11 protein-coding genes are annotated in these 15,287 nt (G+C 69.7%); 4 read left to right on the top strand and 7 right to left on the bottom strand.

All coding sequences use genetic code 11. The features are described from left to right. Positions 1-45 precede the first annotated feature (45 nt). From G4D86_RS35475 to G4D86_RS35450, 6 genes are all read right to left on the bottom strand, one after another. Positions 46-1,989, bottom strand: a complete 1,944-nt coding sequence (locus G4D86_RS35475; RefSeq protein WP_163998545.1) for a DEAD/DEAH box helicase — start codon at positions 1,987-1,989, stop codon at positions 46-48. 12 nt (positions 1,990-2,001) lie between these two features. Then, positions 2,002-2,631: an adventurous gliding motility protein CglE gene (cglE, locus tag G4D86_RS35470; RefSeq protein WP_163998544.1), complete on the bottom strand. Its 630-nt coding sequence runs from the start codon at positions 2,629-2,631 to the stop codon at positions 2,002-2,004. 105 nt (positions 2,632-2,736) lie between these two features. After that, positions 2,737-4,677 (bottom strand): adventurous gliding motility protein GltG, encoded by a 1,941-nt coding sequence (gene gltG, locus G4D86_RS35465; protein ID WP_163998543.1) that lies wholly within the window; start codon positions 4,675-4,677, stop codon positions 2,737-2,739. A 78-nt stretch (positions 4,678-4,755) separates the two neighbouring features. Then, positions 4,756-5,031 (bottom strand): adventurous gliding motility protein CglF, encoded by a 276-nt coding sequence (cglF, locus tag G4D86_RS35460; protein ID WP_163998542.1) that lies wholly within the window; start codon positions 5,029-5,031, stop codon positions 4,756-4,758. A gap of 128 nt (positions 5,032-5,159) precedes the next feature. Continuing rightward, complete coding sequence (gene gltE, locus G4D86_RS35455) at positions 5,160-6,629, bottom strand: adventurous gliding motility TPR repeat lipoprotein GltE (protein ID WP_163998541.1); 1,470 nt, start codon at positions 6,627-6,629, stop codon at positions 5,160-5,162. Next, a complete protein-coding gene (locus G4D86_RS35450) occupies positions 6,629-10,183 on the bottom strand; it encodes a tetratricopeptide repeat protein (protein ID WP_240360638.1) in 3,555 nt (1,184 codons plus the stop codon). The genes gltE and G4D86_RS35450 overlap by 1 nt, the downstream gene beginning before the upstream one ends. Positions 10,184-10,466: 283 nt before the next feature. On the opposite strand from G4D86_RS35450, the gene G4D86_RS35445 reads away from it, so the two are divergent. From G4D86_RS35445 to G4D86_RS35430, 4 genes are read left to right on the top strand one after another with little or no spacing between them, the layout of a single operon-like run. Beyond that, on the top strand, positions 10,467-11,120 hold the full coding sequence (locus G4D86_RS35445) for a hypothetical protein (RefSeq protein ID WP_205519983.1): 654 nt from the start codon (positions 10,467-10,469) through the stop codon (positions 11,118-11,120). A gap of 58 nt (positions 11,121-11,178) precedes the next feature. Then, complete coding sequence (locus G4D86_RS35440) at positions 11,179-12,159, top strand: ATP-binding protein (protein WP_163998538.1); 981 nt, start codon at positions 11,179-11,181, stop codon at positions 12,157-12,159. Between the two features lie 13 nt (positions 12,160-12,172). Beyond that, complete coding sequence (gene cutA / locus G4D86_RS35435) at positions 12,173-12,499, top strand: divalent-cation tolerance protein CutA (protein WP_163998537.1); 327 nt, start codon at positions 12,173-12,175, stop codon at positions 12,497-12,499. 14 nt (positions 12,500-12,513) lie between these two features. Further along, positions 12,514-13,407 (top strand): phosphotransferase family protein, encoded by an 894-nt coding sequence (locus tag G4D86_RS35430; RefSeq protein WP_163998536.1) that lies wholly within the window; start codon positions 12,514-12,516, stop codon positions 13,405-13,407. 20 nt (positions 13,408-13,427) lie between these two features. Here G4D86_RS35430 and G4D86_RS35425 read toward each other — a convergent pair whose 3' ends face one another. After that, positions 13,428-15,149 (bottom strand): sensor histidine kinase, encoded by a 1,722-nt coding sequence (locus G4D86_RS35425; protein WP_163998535.1) that lies wholly within the window; start codon positions 15,147-15,149, stop codon positions 13,428-13,430. Positions 15,150-15,287: the final 138 nt, after the last annotated feature.

Here is a 15,287-nt window from a genome sequence, read left to right as displayed (position 1 = left end):
AATCATGCAAAACCCGCCAAACGGCGGGATTTATTGGCTTTCTTGCTACTCAGCCGAGGGAGCGTCCGGAGGAGTCTCGCCCCCCTCGCCGCCCTCTCCGCCGTCCGCCGCGTCAGAGGCGGGAGTCGGAGCCACGGCCGGCGCTTCCGGAAGGGCCTTGGCCCGCTCCACACCGGCGGTGTCGCCCATCTGCGTGTAGAGGGCGATGGCCTTGTCGCGCTGCTGCAGCTCCTCCGCGAGCGCGGCGGCGCGCGTGAGGTTGCCGAGCTTCTCGTGCAGCGGAAGCGCCTTGTCCTTGCGGCCGGCGCCCTCCCAGGCCTCGGCGGCGGCGGCGGTGTCGCCGAGCAGCTCCAGCCACCGGGCGCGGCCGGCGGGCTTCTGCTCTGCTTCGGCGCGGGCCAGCTCCTTCTGGGCCAGCTCCTTCGCCTCGTCGTCCAGCTTCAGGCGCTGCATGAAGTGGAAGGCCTTGGGCGGAGGCAGCGGGCTGAGCACCTCCACGGCCTCGCGGCGCTGACCGACGGCCGCGAGCAGCGTGGCGGCACCGAGCCTGTCACCGCGCTCCACCAGGCTCTTCACCTCGAGCCCGCGGATGCGGTTGGCGCTGGCCATGTCCCGGGAGCGCTCGTACGACTTGCGCGCCAGGGTGAGCTTGCCGGCACGCTCGTAGGCGAGCGCCGCCTGGTCGAACTGGCGCGCGCGCTCGTACAGCCGGGCCACGTTCTCGAAGTCGCCCTTGCCCACGTAGTGCTCCATGAGGAGCTCGTAGGCACCGGCCTTCTCCAGCGTGGGAGCGAGCTGGTCCGGGGGCAGCGTGCCCACCAGCCTGCGCGCGATGTCGTTGTTGCCACCGGCGAGGGCGTTGCGCAGGGCGCTCTTGAGGTCCCCGCCCTGCTCGAACAGGCGCGCGGCCTCGGCGAACGAGTTGTTGCGCTCGTGCAGGCGGCCCGCGTCGCGCGTGCGACCCATGGCCTCCAGCTGCTTCACCTGCTCCTGCCAGTCGCCCGTCAGCTCGGGCAGCGGACGCTCGCCGCGCTCGGGACGCTCCGGGCGCTCCGGACGGGGGCCGCGCTCGGGACGCTCGCCACGGGGCGGACGCTCCGGACGCGCACCGCGCTCGGGACGCTCGCCCCGCTCGGGACGGGCCCCGCGCTCGCCGCGATCACGACGCTCGCCCCGCTCGGGACGGTCGCCGCGGGGAGGACGCTCCTCGGACCGGGGCGCCGCAGCGGGCTCCTCGGTCTCCGGGCCCGGCTGGCGGCCGCTGGCGGTGAAGGCCGTCTCGGCGCGCTCGCGGTCACCCGCAGCGCGCCAGGCCTGGCCCACCAGGAACATGACGTCCGTCCAGGCGTCGAACTTCTCCTTCGCCGGGTCCACCGCGGGCGCCGCGGGTGCGGCGGCCTCGGCGGGAGCCGCGCCCTCGACGGGAGCGGCACCTTCACCCTCGGCCGGAGCAGCGGCCTCTCCCTCGGCGGGAGCAGCAGCCTCGACGGGCGCCGCGGCTTCGGCCGGAGCCTCCGCCGGTGCGGCACCTTCCGCCGGAGCAGCCGCCGCCTCGGGCGCGGGCGGCTTCGGCTGGCGCTGCACGCGCAGCAGCGTGGTGATGAGCCGGCCACGCGTGTTGAGGTCCAGGTCATCCAGGGACTTCAGGCGCATGGGCCGCAGCGAGCGGACGATGGCCTGCAGCGGCCCCTTCTCCGCCGTGAAGTCCGTCTTCGAGAGCGCCTTCTCCAGGGTGCTCAGCTCGGCGATGACGCGCTGGCCGGGACCGACAGGGCCCTCGTCGCGGTCTCTGCGACCACGGCCATCACCGCGCCCGCGGCCTCCGTCCCTACCGCCAGGACCGCCGGGGCCACCACGGCCGCCGCCAAAGCCGCCGCCGCCAAAACCACCGCCTCCCGGGCCATCACGGCGCGGACCCTGGCCCGGCGCACCCCCGTCACGACCACGCCCACCGGGGCGCGGCCCACCGCTTCCATTCTCCTGAGGCACGTCTTTCTCCCGCTAGAACGCGTAGCGAATGTTCGGCGCCACCGCGAACCCGAAGGAGCCTCCGTTAACGAGATAGTTCCCCGTTACCTCGAGCCCCACGGAAAAGTGGCGCAGCCTTGTGTAGTACTCCACTCCGGGCCCGGCAAACACAAGAATGTCGGAATCAGGGAGGAGACGCTTGGGCGAGAACATCGCGAGGCCTCCGCCGGCGCGGAGGTAGAACCACGTGCGCTTCGTTTCCTGGCTGTCCGCCAGGCCTACCAGGCGCGCGCGCAGGGCCACGCCGGGAACCATCGACGAGAAGTCGCCGGACACCGCGCCGCCCGAGTTGCCGACGTACTCGGCGCTCGTCCGGATGCTGGAGCCCATGATGAACACACCCAGGGACAGCCGCTCGCCCAGGTCCACGCCGACTTCCACCTGCGCCATGGGGCCGGCGGAGAACGGCCGCGGCGTGCCCTCGGGGGCCGGCGGGTTGGTGAGGAACAGCGGGCCCCCCATCACCGCGAAGTACAGGCCCCGCTCGATTTCATCGAAGGTGACGGCGGGACGGTCCCCGTTGGCGGGGGTGGGTTGCTGGGCGCTCGCGGCCAGGGGAAGGACGAACGAGGCGCACAGGGCAAGGGGGGCGAGGGCTTTCATGCGGTCCTGACGTTAGCGCGGCTCCCGTGGGGGACGGGAGTCTTTGGAAACAGCGCGGGCGGCCCGACTCCAGGTCCGCCCGCGCAGCAGGGAAACAGCCCGGCGTTACTCGCCGGCCTGCTTGAAGATGAACGGATAGGTGACGACCACCACGCCGCCACCCTTCGGCTCGGGGAACTTCCAGGTGCGCACGCGGCCCGCCACGCACGTCTCCAGCTCCGCGTTGCCCGCTGTGGACTGAGCCACCGAGGACGACGCCACCGAGCCCGTGGCGGTGATGACGAACTTCACGGACACCTTGCCGCCCAGCTTCGGGAAGCGGTTGAGCAGGCTCTCGTAGCAGTAGCGGATCTGCCCGCGGTTCATCTGGATGACCTTGCGGATGAGCTCCTTGTCCAGCGAGCCCATGACCTCCGGCTCGGACGAGGTGATGCCCACGTCCACGCTCTGCTTGCCGCCCAGCACGCCCACGCCGTTGCCGTAGGTGCCGGTGCCGCCGCCGCGGCCCTTGGTGCCGATACCACCGATGCCGATGGAGTCACCCGTGCCGCCGCCGCCACCGCCGGAGCCGCGCAGGCCCAGGCCGCCGAAGCCGCCCGAGTCACCCGTCTTGTTGCCGAACATGTTGCCCATGGCGCTCTTCAGGTCGCCGCCCAGGCCGTTCTTCCCGAACACGGTGGAGATGCCGCCCTTGCCGGAGCCGAAGATCTTGGCCGTCAGCGCGCGCGCCTCGTCCTTCTTGCTCGGGTCGCCCTTGGGCGCGGTGCGGTTGTTCGTCTTGGCCGCGTCCTTCTTGCCCATCTGTCCTTCGTCGCCGCGGCTCTTGGCGGCCATCTCGCCGCTCTTCTTCGCCTCCTTCTGCTGGTTGAGGCGCTCGAGGAACTTGTTCTTCTGGGCCTCGGGGGGCTTGATGATGAGCTTGGCGATGCGGGCGTTGTCCGCGGACAGCTCGTCCGCGTACATGTCGTCGTCGCCGGGGCGGTTCATGGCGGTGATGACGAACGCGGTCGCCGCGAAGAACATCACCAGGAAGATGTTGAGCGCCGTGTAGTCCAGCGACTCGCCGATCGGCGCCACCACGCGCCGGGGCACCGGCTGGAAGGCGGCCTCGAGCGTGACACCGCCCAGGTCCACCCAGAGGAAGTCCTCCGCGTCCAGCGTCACCGTGTACGCGTCACCCTCGTGCGAGGCCTTGCCGGACTCGATGACCTCCTTGAGGTCCTTCGTGTCGCCCTTGCGGGTCAGCTCGCCCTTCATCTTGCCCGTGAAGCGCACGGAGAAGGACTGCCCGTCGGCGCGCAGCACCTCGAACTTGGGGGCGCCCAGCTTCGCGTCGCCCATGATGAAGTCCACGTCCGCGGCGCTGCCCACGGTGAACGCGCGCTTCGCCCCCGGAGGGATGAAGAACTCGCCCACGCGCTGGTCACCCCACGCGAAGCGCAGTCCCACGCCCATGGGGCCGTTGGACTTCGACTTGCGCACGGTGCGCACGCGCGGCGCCGCCTCGACTGCCGGAGCAGCAGGAGCGGCGACGGGCGCCGGCTCAGCGGCGGCGGCCACCACCGCGTTCTGCTGCGTGGCGGCGAACGACGCGTCCAGCGCGCCCGTGGCGGCAGCGGCGGGAGCCACGGCCCCCGCGGCCTGCGCCAGGCCCGCGGCCGGCGTCTGGGCGCCCAGCACGGGGTTCTTCTCGGTCGTCTCGTCCGTGCCGGCGACGGCCACGGCCAGGTTGACGGCGGCCACCGCGGCCGGGTTCTCCAGGCGGATGGTGGTGCCACCCACGCGGATCTCGTCGCCGAAGGTCAGCTGCCCCTTGTTGACGCGCTTCCCGTTGACGTACGTGCCCTCGACGCTGCCCATGTCGATGATGGACATGGCGCCGTCGGTGGCGACCTCGATGACGGAGTGGATTCGGCTGACCTTCTCGTCCTCCAGGCACAGGTGCGCGGAAGAGAGACGGCCAATCTTGATGATGTCGCGCTCGTAGTCCTTGGAGGCGACCAGCGAGTCGCCCTTGAAGACCTTGAGTGTCAGAGGAACGGCCATGAGGGCTCCTACGTAGGGTGGGTAATGGCTACAGACAACGCTCGCTCCGCCGGGTTCCCGCCGGAGCGCTGACGCCGCCTACAGCTCCCCCACGGACTGCATCACCTTGTCCTCGAAGTCCTCGCGGATGCGGATGAGGTTCGAGTGCTTCACCTTGTCGCGCGCCTCGATGTACTCGCCATCGGGCTTCGTGAGGTCGCCTTCGATGGTGTCGTCCTCGAAGTCGATGTTGGTGGTCTTGGAGTAGCGCACATTGCCCTCTCCGCTCCCACCGCCCTGGGACTTGTTGCCCTCGTCCTGGGCAAAGGCCGGAGCCACAGCGAGGACCGCGCACAGCATCAGAGCCTTCCGCATCACTGCCTCCCACGAGGGCCGTTGCCGGGCCCGTCCTACCGCGCGTCCCCCTTTAAAGGGGACGCCCAAGGTTCGCATCTTCCCCCGAGGCCCCGCCACAGCGAAGGCACCCGGGGACGTCGCACGTTTCACAGCAGGTCGTCTTCGGGCTCCGAAGGATCCGCCGTGCCTGCATTCTTCTTTTCAGTCGCCCCACCCGCCGGGGCCGCCTCGGGAGCGGGCGCGGGGGCCGGGGTGACGGCGCCGCCGGCGGGCGTGGCCTGGGGGGCGGTGCCGGTGGCGGAGGCGGGCGTCACGGTGCCCGCGGGCTGCGGGACCGGGGCGGCCTGCTTGTCCGCGGCCTGCATCTGGGCCTGCTGCTTCTTCTGCAGCTCCTCCATCTGCTTCGCCTGGTCCTCGGCGTGCTTCGCCTCGCGCTTGGCGTTGACGATGGCCTCCGCCTCGCGCAGCAGCCCGAAGACGGGCGACTCGGCGGACAGGGCCACGTCGCCGCCGGCCATGGCGATGTACTTCTTGTACAGCTCCACGGCGCGCTCGGGCGCATCCTTCACCTTGTGGAGGATGACGGCGCGGTTGAGGCTCACGGCGGCGAGCTCGGGGTCCAGCTTCTCCGCCTCGTCGTACTCCTGCATGGCCTTGTCGAACTGGCCCTGGCCCTTGTAGGCGACGCCCAGGTTGAGGTGCGCGGTGGCGTTCTTCCCGTCCGCCTGGAGGATGCGGCGCAGGTGCTCCTCGGCGCCGGTGTAGTCCTCCGACTCCAGGGACAGCTGCGCCATGGCCACGTGCGAGGGCACGTAGTCGTCACGCACCTCCAGCGCCTTCTTGAAGGACAGCCGCGCCTCGTCCTTGTCCCCCTCCTTGAGGAGGATGAGGCCCACGGCGTGGTGCAGCTCCGGGTCCGCCGCGTCCAGCTTCACGCCGCGCAGCGCCACCAGCTTCGCCATGGCCAGCTGCTTGCGGTCCAGGTAGCTGCGGATCATCACCTTCAGCGCGGTGGTGGACTGCGGATCACGCATCAGTGCGCCGCGGGACAGCTCCATCGCCTTGTCGTGGTCTCCCTGCTGCCGGTAGATCTCCGCCAGGCGGGCGCGGGACTGGGCGTCATCCGGGTAGCGCTGCAGCACCTCCTGGTAGAGGGCCACCGCGCCGGCCACGTTGCCGCCGTTCTGCTCCATGATGGCCAGGTTCTCCGCGGCCTGGCGCAGCGAGGGCTTCTTGGCGAGGGCCTGCTTGTACTGCGCGCGGGCCTCGTCATTCTTGCCCTGACGCTCGGCGATGACGCCGAGGTTGTAGTGGGCCTCGGCGAAGTTCGCGTCGGACTCCAGCGCCAGCTTGAACTTGCGCTCCAGCGTCGGGTAGTCGAAGGCCTTCGCCTTCTTCTGCGCGTCGAACGCCTTCACCGCGTCCTCGAAGCGGGCCTTGGCCGTGTTGGAGATGGGCGGGGGCGCCGGCTCCTTGCCGGGCGTCTGCGCCGTGGTGGGGGACTTCACCGGCGTGGTGGGGCCGGTGGCCTTGGAGGCCGTGCAGCCGGCGGCCACGAGCGACGTGGCGACCAGAAGGGGGAACAGGCGCATGGTGTGAGTCATCGTCCGGTTCATTAGAGGAAGTCCTCCGGCTCCTCGTCAGCCGTGCCCTGCTTCGTGGGCGCGGCCCCGTCCTTGGAGGCGGCGGGCTTGGAGTCCACCTGGGTCTCGGTCTGCGAACGCAGCTGCTGGGTGAGGTCCGTGAGGTCCTCGTTCAGCTCCGCCGCCTTCGCCTTCTGAGCCTCCGCGGTGGCCTTGGGGGCCGGCGGGGGCACGTCCTGGATGGCGGCCAAGAGGTCGCCGCCGATGATCTGCTCGCGGCCCTTGAGCGCAACCTTCTCCTCCGGCATGTCCGGGAAGCGGTCCGGCGCGTAGGTGGTGCGCAGCATCTTCAGGCTCTCCGCGGCGCAGTCGTTGTACACGTCCAGCTCGCGGCTCTTGCTCACCGTGGCGGCGAAGGCCTCGGTGGCCTTGTCCTTCAGCGGCTGGGCCTGGTTGGCGAACTCGTCGCGCAAGGCCTGCTGCGCCTCCTCGTCCAGCCCGCGCGGCATGGGCGCGTTGATGACGCGGTCGGCGAAGTGGTCATACGCGAGGCCGATGCGGTTGAGCGCGCAGATGGCGGACTCGGGCGCGCCCAGGGCCACCGTCTGCACGTACTTCTTCTCCACCACCTGCAGCGCCTTGCTCTTGTCCTGGATGCTGGCCCGGAAGCGGTCCGGCGACGGCGGCGCGCCCCAGTACAGCTTCAGCCGCTTGTACTCCTGCCAGTCCAGGTCCACCGAGAGGAACTGCGCCTGCGCGGAGGTGGCCAGCGCCGGCTTCTCCAGCGTCGTCTGCACGCGGCGGGGCAGCTGGTCGAAGTGGTCGAAGACGCGCTTGTACATGCGCGACACGTCCCGCGACTTCCCCATCTTCCTGTAGAGGTCGATGATGCGCCCCTCGGCCGTGAGGAACTTGCTGGCCGAGCGCATGTTGTCGCGCTCGTACTCCTCCAACATCTTGATGGCGCGCATGCCACCGCCGGCCTTGCCCGTCAGCTCGATGATGGACAGGCGGATTTCATCCGCGTCCTTCGCCTTGGGCCACAGCTCCAGGTAGTGCTCGCGGTTCTTCAGCGCCGCCTTCGTCTGGCCCAGCCCGGCGCGGTAGGTGGACGCGTTGTAGAGCGCCACCTGCGCCTTGGACTCCTCCCACTTCTGCGGGACGGCGGGCTTGTCGTCCCCGCCCTTCTTGCCACGGGACTTGCCGGCGCCCTTCTCCGCCACGCTGCGCTCGTAGCCGCGCACGTAGGCCTCGTAGGTGGCCGCCGCGTCCTCGAAGTCGCCGATGGCCTCCATCGCCTCCGCGTTGGCGTAGATGGAGTCCGGCACGTACTTGGACCGCGGGTACTTCGAGAACAGGGCCTTGCGGACCTCGATGGTCTTATCCAGCTGCTTGGCCTTGTAGTAGTCGACAGACGCGTTGTAGAGCGCCAGGTCGGCGATCTCCGTCTGCGGGAAGTCCTTCACGAAGGCGAGGTACGCCTCGGCCGCCTTCTGGAACTCCTTCTTCTCCTCCAGCTGGCTGACGAGCTTGAAGGACGACTGCTCGATGAGCTTGGCCAGGTCGTCGCGGAACTTGCCCACCGCCAGCTTGTCGTTGGCGTAGAAGCGCCGCGCCCACTCGTTCACCTTCGAGAAGTCCTGCAGCAGGTTGTACGAGTCCAGGATGAGGTTGGCGGCAATCTCCGCCGCGCGCTCGCCGTTCTCGAACTTGTACTCGGGGTAGCCGAGGGCAATCTCGCTGAAGCGCAGCACCGCCTCGTCGAAGTGGTTGTGGCGGTAGTAGAGGTTGGCCGCCTTGAAGGCGATCTCCACCCGCTTGTCGCCCTTGGGCACGTACTTGAGGTAGCGCTCGCACGCGTCGAGCAGCGCCTTCTTCAGCGGGGGGATGGTGGCCTTCTTGGTGATGTCCGAGCCCGCCACGCTCTTGTCCTCGCCGCGCGCCTCGCCGGCCTTCACGACCTCGTCGTAGGCGAGCACCGCGTTGTAGGCGGCGTTCTGCAGCCACTTGCCCGGCTTGCCCGGCTTCGCCTTGCCCTTGTCGTCCTTGGCCTCCAGCACCTTCGCGTCCTGGAGGACGACGAGCGTGTAGTTGGCGGCGGCCTTGTCGTAGTTCTGCAGGTTGTCGTTGAGGAGCTCCGCCCAGAAGAAGCGCAGGTCATACGCCTTGGGGTTCTCCGGGAAGAGCGTGAGGTAGTCGCTGTACACGGCGTCCGCGTACTTGAACGTCTCCTCGTTGCGCGTCTTCTTGCCCTCGTTGTGCCAGGTGACGGCGAGGTTGGACAGCGTGCGCTCGGACAGCTCCTTCGCCTCCGCCAGCAGCTTCTTGTCCTTGTCGTCCTTGATGACGCCGGAGGACTCGACCTCCTTCATGATCTTCACGAGCCGGCGCACCTGGGCCACGGTGCGCTCCTTGTTGCCCATGCGAAGGACGCAGTCGACGATCTTCCCCTGGAAGCCGGGCGCCTCGGGCGACAGCGGCTTCTCCTTGATGAGGCCGTTGAAGGTGATCGCCGCCTCGCGGTCCTTGCCGTCGCCGTAATAGAGGTTGGCGAGCTGCTTCAGCATCGTGAAGCGGTCTTCCGGATTGGTGGCCACCTTGCCGAATTCCGCGCGGGCCTGGGCCACGTCACCCTGGTTCGCGTACGCGCGCACGTAGTCGGTGCGCGCCTCCCGCACCAGCGAGCTCTTGCCGCTCTTGCCGCCGTCCTTCTCCACCGCGCTGGCGCCGGCCAGCTCGCCGTAGAGCACCACCGTCTTGAACTTGTCCTTGGCGCCCTCGTAGTCGCCCATGTTGTAGTGACACCAGCCCTGCTTGTAGAGGGCGAAGGCGTACACCTGGCTCTCGGGGAACTCGGCGGCCTTCTTGTAGGCCACGAGCGCCTTCTCCAGCTCCGGGCGCTTTCCCTTGGAGTTGTTGAAGTAGTACTCGCCGAACGCCAGGTACGCGTCGGGGATGTACTTGGACTGGGGGTACTTCTCCACCAGCCGCTTGAAGGCCACGAGCGCCTTGCGCTCCTGCCCTTCCTCCATGAGGTACTGGCCGAGGAAGAAGAGCACCTCGTCGGTGCGCTCGAACTTCGGGTGCTCCTGGACGATCTTCGTGTACTGCTCGACGGCGAGCTTGCCGTACTCCTTCTGCTTCGCGGTGAGCTCCGCCTTCTCCGCCTTGGCGCGCTGCTGGCCCATGGCGTCGTTGCGGTTCATCGCCTTGATGAGCTCGTCGTCCTTCCGGTTGGCCTCGAAGAAGTAGAACTTCGACTCCTCCCAGTAGAACTCGCCCAGGCGGAACAGGAGGCTGGGGACCTCCTTCTGGTCGGGCGACAGGGAGATGATCTTCTTCAGCGACTGGATCTGCTCGCGGCGCTTGGAGGCCACCTGCAGCTCCACGCCCAGCCGGAACTGGTCGTACTGGAGCGCGGGTGCGACCTCTTCCTTCTTCTTTTCACGGGTGATGTCACCGGCCAGGGACTTGTCCACCGCGGTGGCGGACTTCCGGCCGAGATCGGCATCGCGCGTGGCTTTCTTTTCCTGGGCGGCGGATGCCGTGGCCAGGAGCACGAGGCAGACGAGTAGCGAACGGCGCATGGTCTTCCTAGGGGAGGGGGACCGGCGTCCCCGGTAGCTTGCCTGCTCGGCAAGTATCCGGGAATCTTCGGGAATTTCCATTCGGGGAGGCTCACTATGCGCGGTTTGGCCGCAGCGGGTCAACCCTGACTGGCCGGCTGCTTGCCGTGTGGAAAGCACGCCGGAAATCTTCCAGAAGCGCTGTGAAAAAGGCGACGCGGGAGTTGCCTTGTCGGACCCAGCGGGTATGGGGGAGCAGTCGGCCGGCTGCTCGGCTGCCCTGTCCTGGAGTACGTGTCGGATCATGAGTCTGCTCCCCGAGAGCGCCAGCTTCGAGGAGCTGGTGCAGGACTACTTCCTCGCGGTGCGCGGCGCGGGGTTGATGCTGTCCGCGCTGGACACGGAGCTTTTGACGACCTGGGCCCGGGAAGGCGTTCCCTTCGAAGTGGTGGCGCGAGGCATTGCCCGCTCGGCGGAGAAGGCGCTGTGGGACGCGCGGCCCGGAGAGCCGGTGCTGCGCTCGCTGCGCTCATGCCGGCGGCAGGTGGACGCGGAGATCAAAAAGTACCGCGCGCTGGCGGCGGGCGCGGGCGCGGAGGAGCCCCAGGCGCGGCGCAAGAAGGCCCGCACGTGGGAGGAGACCCGACACGCGCGCCTGTGCGCGGCGCTGGACGACCTGGCGGGGCGGGAAGAGGCGCTGGCGCCCCGCGTGCGGCGGGTGATGGTGACGGTGCTGTCGCACGTGCCCACGGAGCCCGCGGCCATGGATGCGCAGGAGACGCTGGCCTTCCTCGTGCTGCTCAGGGCCCTGCCCTTCTCCGAGCGGCGCGCGCTGTGGCGCGAAGTCACGGAGGCGGGAGCGGAGCAGCAGGTGATGTCGGCGCGGGCGCGGCGGGTGTCACGGCGCTTCCGGGTGCTGGTGGCGGTGCGGCGGCGGTTGGGCGTGAAGGAAGTGTGAGGGGAATGCCCGACTGGACGCCTGTTCAGTTGGCTGACGGGCGCGGGGAGGCTCTGTTATGGCAATGCGCGACATGGGTGCGAAGGCGACGGGCGAGGCGTGTGGGGTGTGCGGTGGGCGGACCTACGTGCTCGAGCGGCGTGGGGATGTGGCCATGGCGCGGGTGTGCGCGTGCTCGGAGAGCTGCTCCGTGTGCGGCGGGCGCGGGCATGTGCTGGTGGAGCGCGAGGGCGTGTTCAGCCAGAAGATGGGCCCCCGGCTCTACGAGGTGATGGAGCCGTGCGTGTGCACGCGGCGGCGGCGGCGCGTGTCCCTCTTCAACGACGTGGGGCTGCCCGGCGTCGTGTCGCATGCGAGCTTCGACAACTACCGGGCCTTCAACGAGGCACAGGACCGGGGCCGCGGCGTGGCCATGCACTTCGGCCACAACTACGTGAAGGGCGGCACGGATGCGAAGGGCGGCCCGGCGAAGGGCTTCATCCTCAGCGGCCCGGTGGGCACGGGGAAGACGCACCTGATGGCGGCCACGCTCGCGCACCTGGTGCTGGAGGTCGGCGTCCGGGCCCGCTACGTGGAGATTTCCCTGCTGTACGCCACCATCCGGCGGGGCTTCCAGGACGGCAAGAGCGGCGGCGAAATCATCGGCCCGCTGTCGGACGTGGAGGTGCTGGCCATCGACGAGCTGGGCAAGGGACGCGGCAGCCCGTTCGAGATGGAGACGCTCGATGAGCTGATTGCCCGCCGCTACAACGCGGGCCGCACCACGCTGTTCGCGACGAACTACTCGCTGGAGCCGGAGAAGAAGGCCGTGCGCGCCCCGGCGCCCACGGGCTACCGGACGACGGAGGACTCGCGCAACGCCGCACGTGAGGCGGAGCTCTTGCGCGAGCGCGTGGGTGAGCGCATCTACAGCCGCCTCTGCGAGATGTGCACCTTCGTGGAGCTGCCCCGCGACACGCCGGACCGGCGCCGCACGCGCCAGGAGATGGACTCGCCCCTGCACCACACGCCGGGCGGGATGCGCAGCGCGGGGCGTTGAGGCCCGGGCGCTCATGACCGACGTCATCCTCGTCCTCGTCACCGCGCCCTCCACCGACAAGGCCGCCGAGCTGGCGCGCACGCTGGTGGAGGAGCAGCTCGCCGCGTGCGGCAACATCGTCCCCGGCCTGCGCTCCATCTACCGGTGGGAGGGCAAGGTCCACGACGAGCAGGAGGTGCTGCTCATCCTCAAGACGAAGGACGTCCTCTTCGAGGCGCTCCGCGCCCGCGTCGTCGCACTGCATCCCTATGAAGTACCCGAGGTGCTCCGCCTCGACATCACCGACGGCCACGGCCCCTACCTGGCGTGGGTGCGTGACAACGCCCGCTTCTCTCCGTGAGTGCGCCGGAGCCGTTGCCCAATCCCGAGCGTGACTGGGAGCGGAAGGCGGAGCTTCGCGCGCTCGGCCACGAGGAGATTCTCCAGCGCATCGGTCCCACCGACGAGCCGTGCGAGCTGCTGAGCGGCGGCCACGCCAACGTCAACATGCGCATCGGCACCGGGCGCGTGCTGCGCGTCTACCGGCGGGACACGGGGACGCTCCGCAAGGAGCAGGCGCTGCTGGGCCTGGGGTGGAAGTCCTTCCGCGTACCGGCGGTGCTCGCCTCGGGCGAGGACTTCCTCCTGCTGGAGTATGTCCCCCATGCCCCCTTGCAGGGCTCTACCGCGCATGGCGAGGCGCTGGGGTTCGCGCTCGCGGAAGTGCATGCACGCAGGTTCTCCGAGGCCGGACTCCTGGGGCCCACGCTGGACGTGGTGACGCCGTTCCATGACGTGTTCGCCGCGTTCCATGACCACCTGCGCTCGCAGCTCGACGCGCTGGAGCCCACGCTCCGCTCGGAGCTGTACACGCCGCTCTCCGGCTTCATCGAGCGGCATGCGGAGTCGCTGCGTGCGTGGGCCGGTGGCGCCGTGTTGCTGCATGGCGACTTCAAGGCCTGCAACCTCCATGACACGGAGGCGGGCCTTCCCCTGATCCTCGACTGGGAGTTCGCCTACGCCGGGCCCGCGCTCCTGGACGTGGGCCAACTGCTGCGCTGGGCGCCGCCCGAGCCCTTCGTGGAGGCCTTCGCCACCAGCTACCGGGCGCACGGGGGACACCTGCCCGAGGACTGGAGGCGACAGGCAGAGGTGTTCGACCTCTTCAACCTCGTCGGCCTGCTGGCGCGCGCGGCACCGGGCTCGAAGCGGGCCGTGGACGTGCGGCGACGCATCCTGACGACGCTCGGCGGACCGGACGGCGACTGACGGGGGCGCCTCGCGATGCCCTAGGACGCCTGCCGCTCGAGCAGCGCGGGGGCCTGCGACTCCCGTTCCAGAGGCGCCGCGCGCGCGCCCTCGGCGGACACCGGCAGCTTCACGCGGACCGTGGTGCCCTTCCCCACCTCGCTCACCACGGAGATTTCGCCGCCATGGGACGCGACGATGCCGTGGCACACCGCCAGCCCGAGCCCCGTCCCCGTCCCCACCGGCCGCGTGGAGAAGAACGGGTCGAAGATGCGGCCGAGGTCCTCCGGCGGAATCCCGCAGCCGGTGTCCTCCACCTCCACCAGCACCGTCTGCGCTTCCTGCGCCCGCGCGCTCACGCGAATGGTGTGGCGCTGCCCTCCGCCCGGCTCGATGGCATGCGCCGCGTTGAGCAGCAGGTTGAGCACCACCTGGCACAGCCGCGCCCCGTTTCCATGCACGAGCGGCGCGTCGTCCACGTCCAGCACGAGCCTCGCGCGCGGGCGGATGAGGTGGATGGCCATCTTCTCCGCGCTGCGCACCACCGCCTTCAGGTCCACCGGCCCGGACTCCAGGCTGTCCGGACGCGCCAGGTTCCTCAGCTCGCGGACGATGAGGCGCACCCGCTCCGCCCCTTCCCTCGCCTCCGACAAGGCCAGCCGCACCTCCGTGCGCGAGCGCTCCACGCCTCCGTCCTGCAGGCGCAGCTCCTCCTGCACGTACTCCAGGTTGCTGATGATGAAGGCCAGGGGGTTGTTGATTTCGTGCCCGATGCCGGCCGCGAGCTGCCCCACCGAGGCCAGCCGGTCCGCCAACAACAGCTGCGCCTGCGTGGCCTGGAGCTGCCGCAGGCTCTCCGTCAGCCGCGTGTTCGCATGCTCCAGCTCCGCCGTCCGCTCACGGACCGTCGCCTCCAGCAGCGTGTTGTTGCGGCGCGTCTCCCGCTCGGAGGCCTCCGCGTCCTCGCGCGCCCGGCGCTGCCGCTCCTCGATGAGCTCGCGCAGCTGACGCGCCATGCGGTTGAAGGCCCGCGCGAGCAGGCCATACTCATCCTTCCGTTCCTCGGGCAGCAGCTGCTCGAAGTCGCCCCGGCCCACGCGCTCCGCGCTCGCGAGGAAGTCCCGCAGGGTGCGCTGGAGCGGCACGAGCATCGTCCACGCCAACCCGCCCATGACGAGCAGCGCGACGAGGGGAAGTCCCACGCCCAGCACCTCCGCGGCCCGGAACGTCTGTCCCGTCTCGCGCAGGATGTCGGCCCTCTCGGCCGCTTCGCCCTGCAGCGCCTGCGACAGCAGCGGCTCCACGTCGCGAAGGTACGCACCGCGGGCCTCGTTGAGGAATCGCACCTCCGCCTCGGGCTGCACCTCGCGCGCACGCTCCATCGTGTCCACCAGCCAGCGGCGCAGGACCTCATGCAGGCGCTCCAGCCGCGCGTTCTCGGCGTCGGAAGACACGCCTCCCGCCGCCTCCTCCTGGTCCGCCAGCCGCCGCATGCGTTCGAAGGAGGCGTCCACTCGCCGCAAGGCCTCGTCCCGGGCGCCGTCCATGGCCTGCCGGGTCTCGATGGCGTCTCGCACCGCTTGCACGTAGCGGATGGACTCCAGGCGCAGGTCGCCGAGCATCATCCCCTGCTCATCGGCGGCGAGGGCCCGTTCCTGCGAGCGCCGCCCCTGGAACGAGCCCAGGACGAGCGCGCCTCCCATCAACACCACGAGCCCGACCGCGGCTGTAGCAAACAGCAGGAACTTTGCTCGCATCATCATGGGCAGTCTCCGCCAACCCCTCACGGGGTCAGCGCCGCGCCGAGGGCCGTCGTACGCCCTCTCAGCAGACCACCAATGATGACTTTAAAACAATACAGGCACCCTGAAGGGCCCGGAGAGGCCTGGAATCCAGACCGC

Source organism: Pyxidicoccus caerfyrddinensis (assembly GCF_010894405.1).
Classification (GTDB): Bacteria; Myxococcota; Myxococcia; order Myxococcales; family Myxococcaceae; genus Myxococcus; species Myxococcus caerfyrddinensis.
The sequence above is the reverse complement of the archived record's forward strand: the minus strand, read 5'-3'. Positions and strand labels throughout refer to the sequence as shown.

Coding starts and splice junctions, on each gene's coding strand:
- cglE (WP_163998544.1), bottom strand. CDS start 2,631: ATGAAAGCCCTCGCCCCCCTTGCCCTGTGCGCCTCGTTCGTCCTTCCC.
- gltG (WP_163998543.1), bottom strand. CDS start 4,677: ATGGCCGTTCCTCTGACACTCAAGGTCTTCAAGGGCGACTCGCTGGTC.
- cglF (WP_163998542.1), bottom strand. CDS start 5,031: ATGCGGAAGGCTCTGATGCTGTGCGCGGTCCTCGCTGTGGCTCCGGCC.
- gltE (WP_163998541.1), bottom strand. CDS start 6,629: ATGAACCGGACGATGACTCACACCATGCGCCTGTTCCCCCTTCTGGTC.
- G4D86_RS35450 (WP_240360638.1), bottom strand. CDS start 10,183: ATGCGCCGTTCGCTACTCGTCTGCCTCGTGCTCCTGGCCACGGCATCC.
- G4D86_RS35445 (WP_205519983.1), top strand. CDS start 10,467: ATGAGTCTGCTCCCCGAGAGCGCCAGCTTCGAGGAGCTGGTGCAGGAC.
- G4D86_RS35440 (WP_163998538.1), top strand. CDS start 11,179: ATGGCAATGCGCGACATGGGTGCGAAGGCGACGGGCGAGGCGTGTGGG.
- cutA (WP_163998537.1), top strand. CDS start 12,173: ATGACCGACGTCATCCTCGTCCTCGTCACCGCGCCCTCCACCGACAAG.
- G4D86_RS35425 (WP_163998535.1), bottom strand. CDS start 15,149: ATGATGATGCGAGCAAAGTTCCTGCTGTTTGCTACAGCCGCGGTCGGG.